General features: G+C 60.3%; 13 protein-coding genes. 2 read left to right on the top strand and 11 right to left on the bottom strand.

The window, feature by feature from the left end; genetic code table 11:
* Nucleotides 1-2: 2 nt before the first annotated feature.
* Complete coding sequence (locus NJC38_RS26835) at nucleotides 3-1,226, bottom strand: transposase (RefSeq protein WP_253117898.1); 1,224 nt, start codon at nucleotides 1,224-1,226, stop codon at nucleotides 3-5.
* A 14-nt stretch (nucleotides 1,227-1,240) separates the two neighbouring features.
* On the opposite strand from NJC38_RS26835, the gene NJC38_RS26840 reads away from it, so the two are divergent.
* The gene (locus NJC38_RS26840; protein ID WP_253117899.1) at nucleotides 1,241-1,453 is read left to right on the top strand and encodes a hypothetical protein; all 213 of its coding nucleotides are present in this window, start codon (nucleotides 1,241-1,243) and stop codon (nucleotides 1,451-1,453) included.
* 35 nt (nucleotides 1,454-1,488) lie between these two features.
* On the opposite strand, the gene NJC38_RS26845 is transcribed toward NJC38_RS26840, so the two are convergent.
* On the bottom strand, nucleotides 1,489-2,439 hold the full coding sequence (locus tag NJC38_RS26845; RefSeq protein WP_045489194.1) for a YihY/virulence factor BrkB family protein: 951 nt from the start codon (nucleotides 2,437-2,439) through the stop codon (nucleotides 1,489-1,491).
* 182 nt (nucleotides 2,440-2,621) lie between these two features.
* Entirely contained in the window at nucleotides 2,622-2,813 is a 192-nt protein-coding gene (locus tag NJC38_RS26850; protein ID WP_253117900.1) for a CsbD family protein, read from the bottom strand.
* A gap of 180 nt (nucleotides 2,814-2,993) precedes the next feature.
* Between NJC38_RS26850 and NJC38_RS26855 the strand changes: the two genes are divergently transcribed.
* Nucleotides 2,994-3,368, top strand: coding sequence for a hypothetical protein (locus NJC38_RS26855; protein WP_045489192.1), 375 nt, complete (start codon nucleotides 2,994-2,996; stop codon nucleotides 3,366-3,368).
* 363 nt (nucleotides 3,369-3,731) lie between these two features.
* Here the strand turns inward: NJC38_RS26855 and NJC38_RS26860 are convergent, their stop codons facing one another.
* The 8 genes from NJC38_RS26860 to NJC38_RS26895 form a co-directional block, all read right to left on the bottom strand.
* Entirely contained in the window at nucleotides 3,732-5,969 is a 2,238-nt protein-coding gene (locus tag NJC38_RS26860) for an ATP-binding protein (protein WP_253117901.1), read from the bottom strand.
* The gene (locus NJC38_RS26865) at nucleotides 5,966-6,574 is read right to left on the bottom strand and encodes a biliverdin-producing heme oxygenase (protein WP_253117902.1); all 609 of its coding nucleotides are present in this window, start codon (nucleotides 6,572-6,574) and stop codon (nucleotides 5,966-5,968) included. Before NJC38_RS26865 ends, NJC38_RS26860 begins: the two co-directional genes overlap by 4 nt.
* 146 nt (nucleotides 6,575-6,720) lie before the next feature.
* Nucleotides 6,721-7,656 (bottom strand): transaldolase family protein, encoded by a 936-nt coding sequence (locus tag NJC38_RS26870; RefSeq protein ID WP_253117903.1) that lies wholly within the window; start codon nucleotides 7,654-7,656, stop codon nucleotides 6,721-6,723.
* Nucleotides 7,657-8,632: 976 nt separating this feature from the next.
* On the bottom strand, nucleotides 8,633-11,092 hold the full coding sequence (locus NJC38_RS26875; protein WP_253117904.1) for a TonB-dependent receptor: 2,460 nt from the start codon (nucleotides 11,090-11,092) through the stop codon (nucleotides 8,633-8,635).
* Between the two features lie 122 nt (nucleotides 11,093-11,214).
* A complete protein-coding gene (locus NJC38_RS26880) occupies nucleotides 11,215-12,159 on the bottom strand; it encodes a FecR domain-containing protein (protein ID WP_253117905.1) in 945 nt (314 codons plus the stop codon).
* On the bottom strand, nucleotides 12,156-12,674 hold the full coding sequence (locus NJC38_RS26885) for a sigma-70 family RNA polymerase sigma factor (RefSeq protein ID WP_253117906.1): 519 nt from the start codon (nucleotides 12,672-12,674) through the stop codon (nucleotides 12,156-12,158). Before NJC38_RS26885 ends, NJC38_RS26880 begins: the two co-directional genes overlap by 4 nt.
* Nucleotides 12,675-13,190: 516 nt before the next feature.
* Nucleotides 13,191-14,591, bottom strand: a complete 1,401-nt coding sequence (locus tag NJC38_RS26890; RefSeq protein ID WP_253117907.1) for an amino acid permease — start codon at nucleotides 14,589-14,591, stop codon at nucleotides 13,191-13,193.
* A 258-nt stretch (nucleotides 14,592-14,849) separates the two neighbouring features.
* Nucleotides 14,850-16,142, bottom strand: coding sequence for an FAD-binding oxidoreductase (locus tag NJC38_RS26895; RefSeq protein ID WP_253117908.1), 1,293 nt, complete (start codon nucleotides 16,140-16,142; stop codon nucleotides 14,850-14,852).
* Between the last annotated feature and the right edge of the window lie 84 nt (nucleotides 16,143-16,226).

Below are 16,226 nucleotides of genomic sequence, written 5' to 3' on the forward strand. Positions count from 1 at the left end.
GCTCAGGCGCGGCATCGAGCCGCCCCCGAGTCGCTTCGGTGGGTTCCTGCTGCTGGCGCCATGACCTCTGCGCTCACTTCACAGGCTAACCGGGCGTGTCCCGCCCTTAGTACATTGATCGCGCCAACCACATCGGCGTTGCCTTCAAAACCACATCCCACGCACCTGAACAGCGCTTGCGTCTGGCGGTTGGCCGCCGACACATGGCCGCAACAGGGGCACCTGCGGCTGGTATTTGGCGGCGGCACGGCAATCAGCCAGCCGCCGCGCCACGCCAACTTGTAGTCCAGTTGGCGGCGGAACTCGAACCAGCCCTGATCGAGGATGGCCCTGTTCAGGCCAGATTTGGCCCGAACGTTTCTTCCCGGTGCCTCGGCCGTGCCTGCCGCCGACCTGGACATATTCCGTACCTGCAAGTCCTCGATACACACCATCGCGTGGTTTTGGCTGATCGTGGTGGAGCACTTGTGCAGATAGTCGCGGCGGGCATTGCCGATGCGCGAGTGAATGTGCTGGACGCGGGCTTTCGCTTTCTTCCAGTTGCGGCTGAATCTGACCTTACGGCTCATCGCCTGCTGCGCTTTGCACAGCGCGGTTTCATGGCGTTTGAAGCTGTTCAGGGGTGCGTAGAACGAACCATCCGAAAGCGTGGCGAAGCGGGCAATGCCCATGTCGATGCCGACTGCCGCACCCTGTGCCGTGGGCTGCTCATCGATCTCGCGTTCGGTCTGGATACTCACGAACCACTTGCCACACGACTGGCTCACGGTGATGTTCTTCACAGTACCCAGCGTCTCGCGGCTGTTGCGGTAGCGCAGCCAGCCCAGCTTGGGCAGAAACAGGCGACTGTTGGTCTGGTCGAGCTTGATCTGTTTCGGGTCGGGATAGCGGAAACTATCGCGCTGCCCCTTCTTCTTGAACCGGGGAAAGTCGGCTCGCTTGGCGAAAAAGTTGGCGTAGGCCCGCTCCAGATCCTTGAGGCCCTGTTGCAATGGGTGAACAGGCGCATCGGCCAGCCATGCGGTTTGCGGGCTATTGCGCCATTCGGTCAGCAACTTGCACAGGCCCGCATAGCCGAGCTTGTTCTCGCCTTGCTCGTGGCGCTCCTTCTGCAATGCCAGCGCCTTGTTGAAGACGAAGCGACAGGAGCCGGCAAAGCGGCGCATTTGCCGCTCCTGCTGGCCGTCTGGCATGAGTTCGTACTTGAAGGCTTGAAGTCGTTGCATGCTGCTCTTGAGCCATGAGCAATGAAGACGCCATTAGGCGCGGACGGCACGGTGTTTTCAAGCTGCATGACCATGGGGTCTTTGTAACGAAATACCGCCGTATAAGGGCATCTGTGTCGCCATGTTACTTCGCATCATCCTGTGGCGGTGCGTCCATCGAGCAGCAGCAGACACCCCACGGTAACCAAGGACGGCTACGCCGTCCGCGCTATCCTTCCCCGCCCTGAACGGCGGGGCTTGTCGCGCCCCGATGGTCAGGCCATCATGCCTGGCGAGCCGGCTCCCGGGTATGCGCCCCACCGACGCCCGGCTCGTCAGCCCCACTGGCTTCGACGCCGCCATCACCCGGCTCTTTTTCGCCGCTGTCCTTGCCTTCCTGAGACATATGCTCGATCACCGCATTCATTTCCGCCCCCAGCAATAGCACGGCGGCCGAGATGTAGAAGTACAGGAGCAGGACGATGATCGCCCCGATACTGCCGTACATGGCGTTGTAATCAGCAAAGGTTTTCAGATAAAAACTGAAACCCAGCGAGGCGATGATCCATACCACCACCGCCAAGACCGAGCCTGGGGTGATAAAGCGAAACTCTTGCTTCACATCCGGCATCACGTAGTAGATCACCGCAACGGCGACCATCATCAGGATGATGATCAGTGGCCAGCGCAAGATGGTCCACACCGTGACAATGAAGTCTTCGATACCCAGGTGCGCGGCAAACCAGTTCATGACCTGCGGCCCGGTCACCATCAATGCGGCAGCGGCCAGCAGCATCATGGCGATGCCGATGGTGTAGAACACCGACAATGGCAGGCGCTTCCAGATTGGCCGGCCTTCAATCACGTCATAGGCGGCGTTCATGGCGCTCATCATCAAGCGCACACCCGCTGACGCGGTCCACAGCGCGATGACGATACCCACCGACAACAACCCGCCTTTGGATTGCTGCAACTGGTCGATCACCGGGTTGACCTGCTCCAGCGCCTGGGGCGGCAATACCAGTTCCGACTGCAGGCGCAGCCAGGAGAAGAAGTCGGGCAGGTGAAGGAAACCGATCAGCGAGATCAGGAACAACAGAAAGGGGAACAGCGAAAACAAGGCCTGATAGGCGAGCGCCGAAGCGTAGGTCGACATTTCGTCGTTGATGAATTCGGTCACGGTGCGAACCAGCACCTTACCCATCGGCAAACCACGCAGGTGGGAAAAAATCATGGCGTCTCCTTTCGCGATCATACCCGGCTACCTGAGTACTGTACGTCTTCACGTCGATTCGCGGTGTAGTTATCCAGACCGGACGAGTTGTTCCGGCGCAGACATGGACTTGAAGAACGGCAAAAGGTTTCAGCAAAACGCACCGGTCACGGGCTTGGGGCTCCGTGACCGGGCTATCAGGGTCAAGCCTTGTCGACGCCTTTTTTGATCGCGTCCTTGGCCTTGCCTCTGGCTTGTTCACCACGGCCTTTGATTTCCTGGGCTTTGCCCTCGGCCTGGAGTTTGTCGTTGTTGGTTACTTTGCCAACGCCCTGTTTAACGTTCCCTACCGCTTCATTGGCCATGCCTTTGACTTTATCGCTGGTGCTGCTCATGAAGATTCTCCCGGACCGCTGGTCCCGTGACTGAAGGATGTCGTTGTCAACCCGACACAATGATGGACTGGCCGCTCGGCTTGAGAGTTTCAATTATTTTATCGGCTGTTTTTCCATTCGTCGGAGCAGCGATCGGCATGAGAGAATGCGCGCCACGCTTTGTTTTCCGGAAATGCCCCCATGAAGCTCGACAAGTCTCAGGCGATTGAACGCCGCAATCAGCAATTGAGTAGCACCGTCTTGAATCGCGATAACAGCCATCTCGCGGTGCTGGACCCCAAGCGCAATATCTGGTGGTTTGATCTGCCGTTTGGCCAGATCAAGACCAGTGAGTGGATCAATCTGCTGCTGCACACACCAGAGACTGATCAACTGCTGCATTTGAAGGTGCCGAGCAACTTTCTGCGTGCCCATCGTGATGAGTTGGAGATTCGTAATGCTGGCAAGCGCAATATGAGTGTCAGTCTGGAGTTGTCGGCTGATCGTGATTCTTACCTGCAGGATCTGCGGCCCAAGGGCGGGCAGCTTGCGTTTGCGGTGTTTGTGCAGGTCTGATTTTTTGTGCGGGTTTGATTTGAGCAGGTAGGAGCGGCTTGAGCCGCGAACAAGCCTTTGGGCTGATGGAAAATCCTTTATCGCGGTGACTGGGCTGCAGGTTTCGCCCTGCCGGGCGAGTCACTTTGGTTTTGCGTGCGACTCCCGGACCAAAGTACCAAAGCCATTGCTCCTGGCTTGGGGGCCGGCGCGATGGGCATCCCTGCCCAGGGCACCTGCCCCCGGTTTCAAAATCAGCAGCATCCATGCTGATTTCTCCCCCGAATCGACGCCTACCCTCGGCCAGCGCCCAAGTCGCGATTCGCGTCGTCTGTGCCATCCCGGCTCAAAAATCAAAATCTACGGCAACGGTGCCTTTTGTGGCTACACCGCTACCGGAATGCTGAAGCGAAACACACTGCCCTGGCCTAATTCGCTTTCGGCGCTCAGTGTGCCGCCGTGGGCTTTGACGATGCCTTGGGAGATGTATAACCCAAGCCCGGTGCCGGTGGGGTTGTTGTCTTTGAGGGTCCAGTAGCGGTCGAAGATGAACGGCAGTTGCTCGGGTGCAATTCCCTCGCCGCAGTCACGTACGCAAAACAGTACGCGCTCGCCATCGGCTTGGGCGCTGACGCTGATCTGCCCCTGCATCGGGGTGAATTTGATGGCGTTGCCGATCAGGTTGGACAGCACCTGAAACAGCCGCTCGGGATCGGCATGGACCCTGAGCTGCTCGCCGGGGCTGAACACCAGGTCAATGCCCTTGTCCAGCGCCAGGGGCGCCAGCAGGGTGTAGGCCTCGTCGAAGATCTGGGTGACCTCCAGGGGCCTGGGCGCGATGGTGTAGCGCCCGGCTTCGATCTTGGAAGTGTCGAGCAAGTCTTCAAGCAACACGTTCATGCGGCTGGCGGCCTGTTGCATGGTGTCGATCGCCGACGAAATACGCCGTGAGGTATGCGGGCCATCCGAGCTGAATGACTTTTGCATCATGCCGCAAAGCATCGAAATCACGGTCATCGGGTTGCGCAGGTCATGCGACACCACAGCGACCAGGTCGTCTCTGGCGCGCACCGCCTGCTGTTCACGGCGCACCTGACGGGCCAGATCGTCTTCCAGTGCCGAGCGGCGCAGATCATTGGCGGCAAACAGGTCGCCATGACTCCAGCGCCTGGCAATGCCCGTCATCTCCACTTTCCAGATCTCGAACGAGGTGCGCGGTCGCAGGCGCAGGCCCGCTTCGGAGTCGACCATGTCCAGCGGTTTCTCAGGGTTACCACTCCATGGGATGCTTTCCTTGACCTCCTGGCGAAACCACAGCACGCCGTTGTCGATCGGCTTGGGCAGGCTCATGGCCAGAACACCGCTGGCCGACTTCTGATAAGCCTCGGCCGGCGGATAGACGCTGGACAGGTGATGGCTGGAAAATACCGGCTCGTTACGCTTCATCAACCAGGCGTGCAGCAGGCGGATCTGCTCAGGCGTGGGGCAGTTGCCAAAGCAGTGCAACTGATTGCCTTCAAGGATCGCCACCCCGCTGGCATCGACCAGTTGCATCAGTAACTCAGGCTGCGCCGCCAGGCCGTCGAACACATCGTCCTGCGCCGCCACCATGGACTCGTTGAGCAAGGCAAGGGTCTGCATCTTGGCGTCACGCTGACGATTGACCTCCAGCGCTTCCATGGCGCTGATCTGCAACGACAGCACCTGGCCCAGAGTCTGGCAGGCGATGCGCAGCTCATGGGGCACGTAAAGCGGTGTGCGATGACCACAGGTGATCAAGCCCCAGAGCTTGTCGCCCTTGAGCAGCGACACACTCATGGACGACAGCACCCCCATATTGCGCATGTATTCGCAATGAATCGGCGAGACGCTGCGCAGCGTGGCAAAACTCATGTCCAGCGGCTGGCCGGTGTCGGGGCGCAGACGCGGCAGCAGTTCAACCGCCTGGTAATCGGCATCGGGGATGATCCGCAACCAGTTGCGCCGGTACAGCTCGCGAGCCTGCTCGGGAATGTCCGAGGCCGGGAAAAACAGGCCGTTGTACAGTTCCATGTCCGGCGAGGATGCCTCGGCGATGACCTGGCCATGGCCTTGCTCCTCGAACCGGTAGACCAGCACCCGATCGTAACCGGTGAGTTTCTGGATTTCGCGCACGCTGGCTTCATACAACGCCTGCAAGGTCGGCGCCGCCTGCAGATTACGTAGCATGCGCCCCAGATTACCGGTCAGGGCCTTGTCGTTGGCAACCAGCACGTTGTTATCCTGGCATTCCAGTTCAAGTACCAGCACGCCATCGTGACGGTGCAGCAACGCTTCGAATTCCCGACCGTTGCTGGTCAATAACAGGCGCGGCGCATCGCTGAAACTCTGTGCACCGCGGGCCTGGGCAATCAATGTCGCCTGGGCCTCACCCAACAGGCAGGCCAAGGGCTGGCCCAGCACCTGCTCGGGGCGCTGACCGAGCAGCGACTCGATATTTGCGCTGACCTGCAACAACACAAGGTCCGGCTCACTCAGGGTCAGCAGCACGCCATGCGGCTGAATCGCGCCGGGGAACTGGATGGGTTCGCTGGCGCAGTTGCTCAGCAAGCGTTCAAAGACACTGCGGTCGGGATGACTCATGAAAGGATCTCTTGGCAATCAAGCCATTGCTCGAAACAGGCAAAGGTGGATTCGGCAGCCAGCGCGGCAGCCTGCAAGAATTGCGCATCGGTGGGTTGCTCGTCGAGCAGGCTCAGATAAGCCTTCCAGCGCCGCCCGGTGTCACGACCATAAACATCAAGAAACGCCGCGCCACTGTGTTCATCCAGCCCCAGGCGCGCATGCATCTCGCGGCGCAGCACTTGGCCCCCCAGGGTTGCCCCCTCCAGCACATACAGCACCCCCAGAACGCTGGCCGGGCTTTCAATGGCAGGCAGACGAGTACAGAGCGCCAGCCTGTCTGGCTGCTCGACAGCCAGGGCTTGCAGGTCACGCAGCAGCGTCGGGACTTTCAGGCGCTCGCCCAGATCCAGCCCGGCCGGCAGCCAGGCACAGCTCAGCAAGGCAGCTTCGAGCGGCTGATAGAAGCCATAATAGGCCTGAATCAGGCGCGTATAGAGCGAGAGATCAAGACGGGCTGAAAAAAACGGCATGCGTTTTTCCAGCCCGGAGTGCATCTGGCCGGTCTGCGCCCTCAGTGCAGCAAGCACCGAAGGCAAGGCCTGGCAGAGGGGAGTTGCCGACATCCGGTAAGGCTCTCTGAGAATTGGACTGCGAAACGCATCCCAGCGACATAAACCGCCACAATACAGACTCAAGCGTTTGATCGACAGGGTTTTTGTGCCGTTCGGTCGATCCCGTCACGCGCTATCTGAAGAGCCTGCGCGAGCCACTAACAGTTATGCACATCGGCAGCTCTGTCCGGATGATGAACGTCAGCCAACAGCGGCGGATTCAGCTGCCGTGCAAACCCCAATAACCGGGTGTAGGCACGCAGGCTTTTGCCGATCGCCTGCAGATAGACCGGATGGCGGGCAAAACAGGCACTTGCCAGGGTGTCGCGGCCCAAGACCTGGCAAAAGCCGGGAATCTTCAGCAAGCGCTCCATGACCTGCGCGGGCACTGGCGCATCCGGATCATGGCGGGCAGTCGCGACCGCACCACAATGGGCAATCAGGCTTTCGAGTTGCTGTTCGCCGACACTGTGTAACAGGCCGCCTCGTTTACCCGGTTCGGCTTGACAAGCCACCGGAGCCCATTGCGAGAAAGAACCGAAACCGCACACCATCAGCCGGGTGGACTCGCCCTGGCCGCGCAGCGCCGCCTGCAAAGCCTGATACAGGGCCACTTCAGCCCAGCGCTGCTCCTGGGACGATAACTCAATGCCCACCATGGCCGCCTGGGCGATAAATTCAGGGTGTTCCATCACACCGGCAGGCAGCACGCTGATCAGGTGACGGGTGCGCTCCAGGTTGACCCCCTGGATCATCGCGCGTTGCCGACCGCGGTTGATCGCTGCCAGCCCGGCCTGCACCTGAGCCACGCTGAAGCACAGGCTGGCGTTGATCGCATGCCCGCTCGCGACCAGTTCTTCTATGACCTCACAGCCCTCTTCACTTAGTGGCACGCTGACCATGATGTTGGGCATCAGGTTGGCCAGTTCCCGTGCTCGTCTGAGCATGCTCGCAACACTGTAAATTTCGCTTGGCTCAATCTCGACCACCATCCAGCCGCGGACAGCGCGGCTGGCTTTCCAGGTTTCGAACAACAGCCCGGCACCTTCATGCAAAGCGTGCTCATAAAGGGTGCGGTGGACAGGCCCGATCATGGTCACCCTCCCCCATTGTCGGGCGCGCCGTGCCCAATGCTGCGGATTGGCTTTCAGACTCTGGGTGATCGATGCCAGGTTGGTCAGCGCCCCGGCCAGCCCGACATCCGCGCACGCAAAACCCACAGGCAACAAGTTATCGACGCATTCGCGTGCACACGGGTAAGTTTTGAGCATTCGCGCCTTGAACAAAGGATAGCTGCTCGGTGAACCCGCCCACCAATAGGCAGGGCGTGTGGCGCCACGGTTTGAAAACTCCACAAGGCTATGCTGTTCCATGCATATTCTCTTTAGGTACATGGGGAAGAAAACGACGGCACTCTGCTGTGCCATACACCTAAAACTTTCGCGCCCCATAAACGGGCAGCGAACCAGGTTGATGTACTAAAAGTCAGCGGGCGAAGGACAGGCACGGCAAAAACCGGCGAGCAACGGTCACGGTCGATGTTACTGGCGCCAACGAGCATCGCGATCGGACTCGCGCACCAGCCGGTCTTTAACAGCGCATGGTCGAGCGCAGGCCGTTTTCGTACAACACCCAATCAAAGGCAGACAAACAAACTTAATCCGTCCGACATCGCGTTAGACGACACAGGCATGAATTATTATGTGAGAGAGAGAAACAGCAGCGGCCAGTGAAATTGCATGGCGTCATTCTTTCGTCAACACCGTGACTTGGCGTTGGACTCCGTCGTTCAGGGAATGCCCTGCAAGGCTCCCTGAGCGCACCATCCTGACCAGCAGTAACGCGAAGTAAGAATGTAGAAATGTTACAACACTGTCAATTAGTTTCGGGTTAAGTTATTGAAACAAGTCGCCACCCAAACGTAACTTCCGGACACTCATGACAATTTTGTTTCAACACCTCTTAATCAATGAGCCTAGTTACCCCGCTTTCGATCACACCTTAAAAAAGGCCACCCCCCTCGATTGAAGGAGATGACCTCTATTTGAGTGAGGCTTTTAAACCGAATAACTAGAACGTACCGCGTAACGTCACCTCCAGGCTGCGTGGCTCGCCCCAGTAGTATCCGGTGGCCGTGGCACCGATCTTCTTGTAGTACGCTTTGTCGAACACGTTGTTGGCGTTGACCTGTACCGAGTAGTGATCATTGAAGCGATAGCTGGCCATTGCACTGTATATCGCGTAACCGCTCTGAGTGGCCGTTGCTGCGCCACTGCGCGAATAGATATCACTCTGCGCGCGAACCCCGCCACCAATGGTCAGATCCGACCAGGCGCCTGGCAGGCGGTAGCTGGTGAACAGTTTGAGCATGCGCTTGGGGTCGGTAGAGCGCAGGACATTACCGGTGTTGCTCACTGTGTCTTTAAGAAATTCCGTGCTGGTGTAGGTGTAGCCGCCGGAAACCTGCCAGCCTGGCAGCACCTCGCCGGACACCTCAATCTCGAAGCCGTCGCTGCGGCTCTTGCCGCTGGCCGCCTGGCAATAGCCATTGGGGTACAACGGCGGACATGGGTTAGGCCCGGAGATGTCGTCCAGCGCCTTGCCAACCTGATTGATACGAAACAGCGCCAGCGAGGTGTTCAGCCGCCCCTCGTAGAACTCACCCTTGATGCCCATCTCGTAAGCTTCGCCGGTCACCGGCTCAAGCACCGACCCGGTTGCGTCAGTTGCACTCTGCGGGCTGAAAATCTCGGTGTAGCTGCCATACAGGCTGAAATTTTCATTCAGGTCGTAGATCAGCGCCGCGTAAGGCACGACCTCCTGATTCACGCTGTAGTCGCCCGTGGCGCTGGTCGACTGATCATAGTCCCACCAGTTGATCCGGGCGCCAACAATGGCGGTCAGCGGGTCGGCCAGGGAAATGCGCCAGGTCGCATGTGCGCCCTCCTGAGTGGTACGGGTCATAACCGGACGGGCGCTGATATTGATGACCGGCTCCGGCAGGAGGGTGCTCGGGTTCCAGGTGCGCACATCGACATTGGTCAGGTTGGGCATGAAGTTGGTGGCCGATGCGGTCGAGTCGTTTCTGATCCGCTCCACGCCGAGCAGCAACTCATGCTGACGCCCGAACAGACTGAACGGACCATTGAGCGTGGCGCCGAGGTGGCTCTGCTCGCTTTCACCCCCATCGCCTTCAGTGGTCTGCACATTGACCAGATACGGGTTGGTGGTGCTGGCCCTGGAAATGTAGGTCTGTTTGAAACCGTGATCATCCAGCCGGAAATGGGTGCGGGTGCCGGACAGTTTCAGGCTCCAGTCGTTGGCGAACATGTGCTCCAGCTCGACGAACGTCTGCAGATTACTGCGGTTCCAGCGGTTCCAGTTGGTCCCCAGATAGGTGCTGCGCGACAGGTCCAGGGGTTTGCCACTGAAGTCCGCCGGCAGGCCGCCCCAGGCACCGGTAGCGTCCAGTTCGGTGTACTCGATGCCGGTGGTCAGGGTGGTGCTGTCGGTAAGGTCGGCAGCCAGCACGCCATAGAGCACATTCTTGCGCTCCATCCGGGTGTCCTGAAACATGTCGCGGTCATCGTGCACAGCGATCATCCGGCCGCGAATGCCACCGCCTTCGTTCAGCGGCCCGGACACATCCAGCACGTAGCGCTGGGCATCCCAGGAGCCGGCGGTCACGCTGGCCGAACCCTGGAATTCACGGGTCGGGCGCTTGCGCACCATGTTCACCGTGCCTGACGGGTTACCCGAACCACGCAACATACCGGTGGCGCCGCGCAGCACTTCAATGTGATCAACCAGCGCTGAATCGCTTTGAATAAACGACCCGCCACCACTGCCCTGCACCACCGTGGCGCCGTCGAACTGAATCGCGTCGATCTGGTAGCCGCGCGAGTAATAGTTGACCCGCTCGCTGTCGAACAGGTCCACCACCACACCGGGGGTCTGCTCCAGCACCGCGGTCAGGCTGGTCAGGTTCTGGTCTTGCAGACGCTGGCTGGTCAGTACCGTGACCGATTGCGGGGTACGCCGCAGAGTCTGCGGCGCCTTGCCGATGCTCACCGCGCCGGTGGTGTAAGAACCGGAGTTCTCGGTCACGCTGCCCAGGCCACTACTCATAACGCTGGTGGCCCCCAGCTCGATAGCGCCATCGGCGACGCCAACAGGTCGCGGGATAAGCACGTAACTACCGTTGCCCTGTGCCACGACCTGAAAGTTGCTACCGGCCAGCAAAGTGGCGAAGCCTTGCTGCACGCTGTAAGTACCGCGCAGGCCGTTTGAAGTCTTGCCTTGCAACTGCCCGGCATCGAAAGAAATCGCCGCCCCGGCCGAAGCGGCAAAACGGCTCAGGACCTCGGTCAGGCTGCCGGCCGCAATGTCATAACTGCGCACACTGCCCTGGGTCGCGGCATCGTCGGCCACGGCATGCAGTGAGGGCATCAGGCAGGCGCTTCCCAGGCCGAACAGACAAACGCGAATGGCAGTGCTCAAGGTGGTGCGGATGGGCAAGCAAGGTTTCATGTATCCCCTCCCCCGGGGTGGGTAATGACCAATATCGAAGGGATAGCCGAACGGGATACAGATTTGATGCAAAGACGATGCATTTTTATTTACTTGGTTGGCGCAGTCATACCCGACCGTTTTCAGGCGCGGGTGACGGTGACCCACAGGGCGGTATGGCGCACTACTTTCAGACCCAGACCACTCTCCAGCGCGGCCAGCGCGACATCGGTATTGGCCAGTGGAAAGGCGCCGCTGACCTTGAGGTCCTTGAGGCCCGGATCGCAGCGCAGCCAGCCATGCCGGTAACGCGCCAGCTCCTCAAGCAATTCACCCAACGGCTGGTTGATGGCGATCAGGCTGCCGTACTCCCAGGCCGCCGTGGCGGCGCTGCTGGCCTGGACGATACCCATGCGGGCCGAATCAAAATCGATCTGCTGGCCCGCCTCCAGGGTCTGTGCCCGCAGGTCATCGGGCAACTGCACGGCAACCCGATTGCGCAGCACCGCGACCCGGCTCAACGAATCAAGAGTCCGCACCGTGAAACGCCCGTCACTGGCCTGGACCCGGCCATGGGGCGTCTGCACCCACAAGGGCCGACCCAGCGGGTCAGGCGAAACGTTGACCAGCACTTCTCCGGAGCGCAGGGTCAGCTTGCGCTGCTGCGCGTTGAAATCCACGTCCAGCGCGGTCGCGGTATTGAGCTTGAGAACGCTGCCATCAGCCAATCGCACATCACGCTGCTCGCCCACCCCGGTGCGATAGTCGGCCAACAGTTGCCCGCCCATATCGCTGCGCCAGCCCGCGACGGCGAGACCGCCAGCGGCGCCCAGCAGCAGCACGCTGCGCAGCACCTGACGCCGCGACTGCCCCCCACGCAGCACCGGCACAACCAGCTGTCCCGGCACCCGGGCAAACTGCGAGCTGACCGCCTCGACGCGCTGCCAGGCCTGGCGATGCAAGGGGTCGGCGTCGTGCCAGCGCTGCCAGGCGCGCTGCTCGCGCTCAGTGTCCTGACCGGATGCCAGGCGTGCATACCATTGCGCCGCGGCGCGGATGGCTTCGCGTTCGTTGGCTGAGGGGCTCATGAAAAATGCTGCATCTGCATCAGGCAGCAATGTTCCATGGCTTTGGCCATGTGGTTGTTGACAGTGCGTAGCGAAATGCCAAGGCGCTCGGCAATGGCGGCGTAGGTCAGGCCTTCGCACTGCGACAGCAGGAACGTTTGTTTGACCGTGCTGCCCAGGCCATCGAGCATGCGGTCGATTTCGCCCAGGGTCTCGATAATCACCGCCTGGTCTTCCAGCGACGGCTGTTCGCTTTCCGGCACGCTGGCCAGCCATTGCAGGTAGCTTTGTTCCAGCGCGCGGCGGCGAAACAGGTCGATGACCAGGCCACGGGCGACGGTGGACAGGTAATGCCGGGGTTCGCGGATCTGCAATGCGGTACGGGCTTTGAGCAGCCGCACGAAGGTGTCCTGGGCGAGGTCTGCCGCATCACTGCGGCTACCCAGGCGCATGCGCAGCCAGCCCTGTAACCAAGAGTGATGCTCGGTATACAGGTGCTGGACAGCAGCGTTGAGGGATGGAGGATCGACAGACATGGGACATTACAGGTCGGAAATGAAAGTGATTATCAGATACGACCGTAAAGATTTGCAACCTTCAGTTGTCGGATGACATGAACGGGACGGTGTGCGGGGCGCCGTAGGAGCGGCTTTAGCCGCGAATTTGCCGCGAATTGGTCTTTCGGCTGATGGAAAATCCTTTATTGCGGTGACTGGGCTGCAGATTTCGCCCTGCTGGGCGAGTCACTTTGGTTTCGCCCAAAGTAACCAAAGGCATTGCTCTTGGCTTGGGTCCGCCCTGCGGGCAGACTCCCCTCCGTCCGGCATCGATTCGGGGGCCGGCGCGATGGGCATCCCTGCCCAGCGCACCTGAAACCGACATCCATGTCGGTTTCTCCCCCGAATCGACGCCTACCCTCGGCCAGCGCCCAAGTCGCGATCCGCCTCGTCTGTGAAATCTCGGCTCAAAAATCAAAATCTACGGCAACGGCAACGGCAACGGCAGCGGTATAAAGGCTGGGTGAGCCACATAAACCCAGCCTTTATAAAAACTCAGTTCCCCGCCCCGCCCTGCTGCGCATACACGTTGACCGCCGGCTTGCGCCGTACAAATGCGATCAACAGAATCGTCCCGGTCACCGCAGCGGTCAGCAGGGTTTCGTAGCGATAGCTCGGGCTGACCAGCATGTAGCCCAGCACCAGCGTGATCAGGCCGATGACGAACCAGGTCAGCCAGGGGAACAGCCACATCTTGAACTCGATCTCGGTGCCTTCCTTGACCATGATTGCGCGCATGCGCAGTTGGGAAATGGCGATCACCAGGTACACCAGCAAGGCGATGGCGCCGGTGGTGGACAGCAGGAAGCCGAATACCTGGCCCGGAAAGGCGTAGTTGACGAAGCAGCCCACGAAGCCGGCCAGGGTCGACAGCAGCACAGCGATGGTCGGTACGCCGCTGCCGGACACCCGGCGCACCGGCTCCGGCGCTTCGCCACGGGCGGCCAGCGAGTAAAGCATCCTTGAGGCGGTATACAGCCCCGAGTTCATGCAACTGGTCACCGCCACGAACACCACGATATCGACCACCAGCTTGGCACCTGGCACGTTCAGCACTTCCAGCACGCGCTGGAACGAGCCGACCTTGACCAGTTGCGGGTCATTCCAGGCCACCAGGGAGACGATGAAGAAGATCGAGAAGAGGTAGAAAATCGCAATCCGGTAGACCACCAGGTTGGTCGCGCGGCGGATTTTTTCTTTAGGGTTGGCGGTTTCATCGGCGGCGATGGTGACGATCTCGGCGCCAAAGAACGAGAAGATGGTCACCAGCACACCACCGAGCACCGCGCCAAAGCCATTGGGCATGAAGCCGCCGCTGTTCCACAGGTGCTGCACGCCCGAGACCTCGGCCAGTGGCCAGAAGCCCAGCACGGCGGCCGAACATACAGCGATGAACGCGAGGATCGCCACGACCTTGACCAGCGCGAACCAGTATTCGAACTCGCCGAAGTTTTTCACGCTGATCAGGTTGGTGGCCGACAGCACGATCATGATCAAAAAGGCAAACGCCCAGGAGGGTATCGACGGCATCCAGGCGTGCAGGATGTCAGCGCCGGCAATCGCTTCCACCGGAATGATCAGCACCCAGAACCACCAGTACAGCCAGCCGATGGTAAAGCCCGCCCGTGGGCCGATGGCGCGGGCGGCGTAGGTCGAGAATGAACCGCTGTCCGGGTTGGCGATGGCCATTTCGCCGAGCATACGCATCACCAGCAGCACCAGAGTGCCGGCGATCAGGTAAGAAATCAGGATCGCGGGACCGGCCTTGGCGATGGCGTTGGAGGAGCCGATAAACAGTCCCGCGCCGATGATCCCGGCGATGGAAATCATTGATACCTGACGTGAAGTCAGGCCGTGCTTGAGTGAGCGGTGCTCGTTTTTCTTATCTGTAGCCATGGGTGTCCCTCAAGGTCAACGCCATCTTGCGGGCAGCACGAGGCCGCGCCTCAAAACGACGTTATGGAGATTTATTGTTGTATGGCCGGGTTGTGAGTGCCCAAAACCAGCCTTTGAAAAACGTTGGCGAGGCAGCCAGTGCAATACCGACGGCGGCCCCACAAAAACGAGCGAGCAAGCGGAGTTGACTAGTGGTCAATGAGCATTGTGAGCCCGTTTTTAACGTAGCAATGGCAACGCAGGTCGTTTTTCAATCGCTCAGAGCACTACACGCAAGCATTGCCCTGCGTGATACAGGGTAAAACCAGCCTCGTAACCCAGACTGCGCAGGCCATTACCGGTCGCAGGCGCACTGGTGGAAAACGACACCGGCAAGGCCTTGGCATCGTTGCCACTGAGCAGGTAATCGGCGAAGCATTTGCCCACCAGCGTGCCGGTGGTCACGCCCCGGCCGTTGAAGCCGGTCGCGGCCAGCAACCCCGGTGCCGGTTCCAGCAGGCGCAGCAGATGGTCAGGGGTGAAGCCGATCCGGCCGGTCCAGGTGCATTCCCACTCGACCTTGTTGCCCAGTTGCGGGAAATAGTGCTGCTGGATCCGGTCGGCCCACTGGCGGATGAACCACAGCGGGTAGTGACCGGCATTGCCCAGGCTGCCCAGGATCAGACGTCCGTGTGCATCGCGGCGAATGCTGCTCAGCACGGTTCGGGTGTCCCAGGAGCCCTGACCGCCCTTGAGGATTTCGGCTTGTTCGGCGCCTGACAGCGGCACCGACGCCACTTGATAGTAGTAGCCGGCAAAGATGTGATCCTTGACCTCGGTCCACTGCCCCTCGGTGTAGGCGTTGGAGGCGATAATCACCTGCTCGGCGCGCACGCTGCCCCGCTCGGTGGTCACCTGCCAGCCATCGGCAGTACGCTTGAGGCCGGTCACCGGCGACTCGCCGTACAGCTCGCCGCCGTTGTTGACCACATTGACTGCCATGCCCGAGGCATAAGCCATGGGGTTGACCGTACCGGCACGGTGGTCAAGCACGGCGCCGGCGACCTTGTCAGTACCGCAGGCGTCTGCACAGGCCTTGCCGGTCAGCAGTTCAACCGGCGCGCCACGCCGCTGCCACTGCTCGACCCGGCTGCGCAGGTCCGCCAGGCCCTTGGCGTTGTGCGCCATGTGCAGGGTGCCGGTGCGGGTGTCCTGGCAATCGATGCCGTACTTGTCGATGGTCGCGAACACCAGAGCCGGGGCTGCGCCCAACGCGGTGTTCAGCCGGGTCGCCTCGGCAGTACCGAGGACCTTTTCCAGTTCATCGGGAGCGACCCAGGTGCCGGCATTGACCAGACCGACATTGCGCCCGGAACCACCATGGCCGACCTGATGGGCCTCGACGATCACCACCGATTTGCCGCCTTCAAGCAATTGCAGGGCAGCGGACAGACCGGTAAAACCGGCACCGATGATGCACACCTGGGCACTGCGCTCGCCAATCAATGGCGGATGAATCGGGCGCTGTGGGGTGAGTTGTTCCCAGAGACACCCTTGTTGTAATTGCGCCATTCAAGAACTCCAGAACGATGGCTGGAAAAAGCACGAATCAGGTGATCGATTTCGTGGCTGGAACAAATTGTCGCCCGGCCGCGC

Source organism: Pseudomonas sp. 21LCFQ010 (assembly GCF_024129905.1).
Lineage (GTDB): Bacteria > Pseudomonadota > Gammaproteobacteria > Pseudomonadales > Pseudomonadaceae > Aquipseudomonas.

Excerpts from the sequence above, each read along its gene's own strand:
- NJC38_RS26835 (WP_253117898.1), bottom strand. The coding sequence starts at position 1,226 with ATGCAACGACTTCAAGCCTTCAAGTACGAACTCATGCCAGACGGCCAG.
- NJC38_RS26840 (WP_253117899.1), top strand. The coding sequence starts at position 1,241 with ATGAGCAATGAAGACGCCATTAGGCGCGGACGGCACGGTGTTTTCAAG.
- NJC38_RS26845 (WP_045489194.1), bottom strand. The coding sequence starts at position 2,439 with ATGATTTTTTCCCACCTGCGTGGTTTGCCGATGGGTAAGGTGCTGGTT.
- NJC38_RS26850 (WP_253117900.1), bottom strand. The coding sequence starts at position 2,813 with ATGAGCAGCACCAGCGATAAAGTCAAAGGCATGGCCAATGAAGCGGTA.
- NJC38_RS26855 (WP_045489192.1), top strand. The coding sequence starts at position 2,994 with ATGAAGCTCGACAAGTCTCAGGCGATTGAACGCCGCAATCAGCAATTG.
- NJC38_RS26860 (WP_253117901.1), bottom strand. The coding sequence starts at position 5,969 with ATGAGTCATCCCGACCGCAGTGTCTTTGAACGCTTGCTGAGCAACTGC.
- NJC38_RS26865 (WP_253117902.1), bottom strand. The coding sequence starts at position 6,574 with ATGTCGGCAACTCCCCTCTGCCAGGCCTTGCCTTCGGTGCTTGCTGCA.
- NJC38_RS26870 (WP_253117903.1), bottom strand. The coding sequence starts at position 7,656 with ATGATCGGGCCTGTCCACCGCACCCTTTATGAGCACGCTTTGCATGAA.
- NJC38_RS26875 (WP_253117904.1), bottom strand. The coding sequence starts at position 11,092 with ATGAAACCTTGCTTGCCCATCCGCACCACCTTGAGCACTGCCATTCGC.
- NJC38_RS26880 (WP_253117905.1), bottom strand. The coding sequence starts at position 12,159 with ATGAGCCCCTCAGCCAACGAACGCGAAGCCATCCGCGCCGCGGCGCAA.
- NJC38_RS26885 (WP_253117906.1), bottom strand. The coding sequence starts at position 12,674 with ATGTCTGTCGATCCTCCATCCCTCAACGCTGCTGTCCAGCACCTGTAT.
- NJC38_RS26890 (WP_253117907.1), bottom strand. The coding sequence starts at position 14,591 with ATGGCTACAGATAAGAAAAACGAGCACCGCTCACTCAAGCACGGCCTG.
- NJC38_RS26895 (WP_253117908.1), bottom strand. The coding sequence starts at position 16,142 with ATGGCGCAATTACAACAAGGGTGTCTCTGGGAACAACTCACCCCACAG.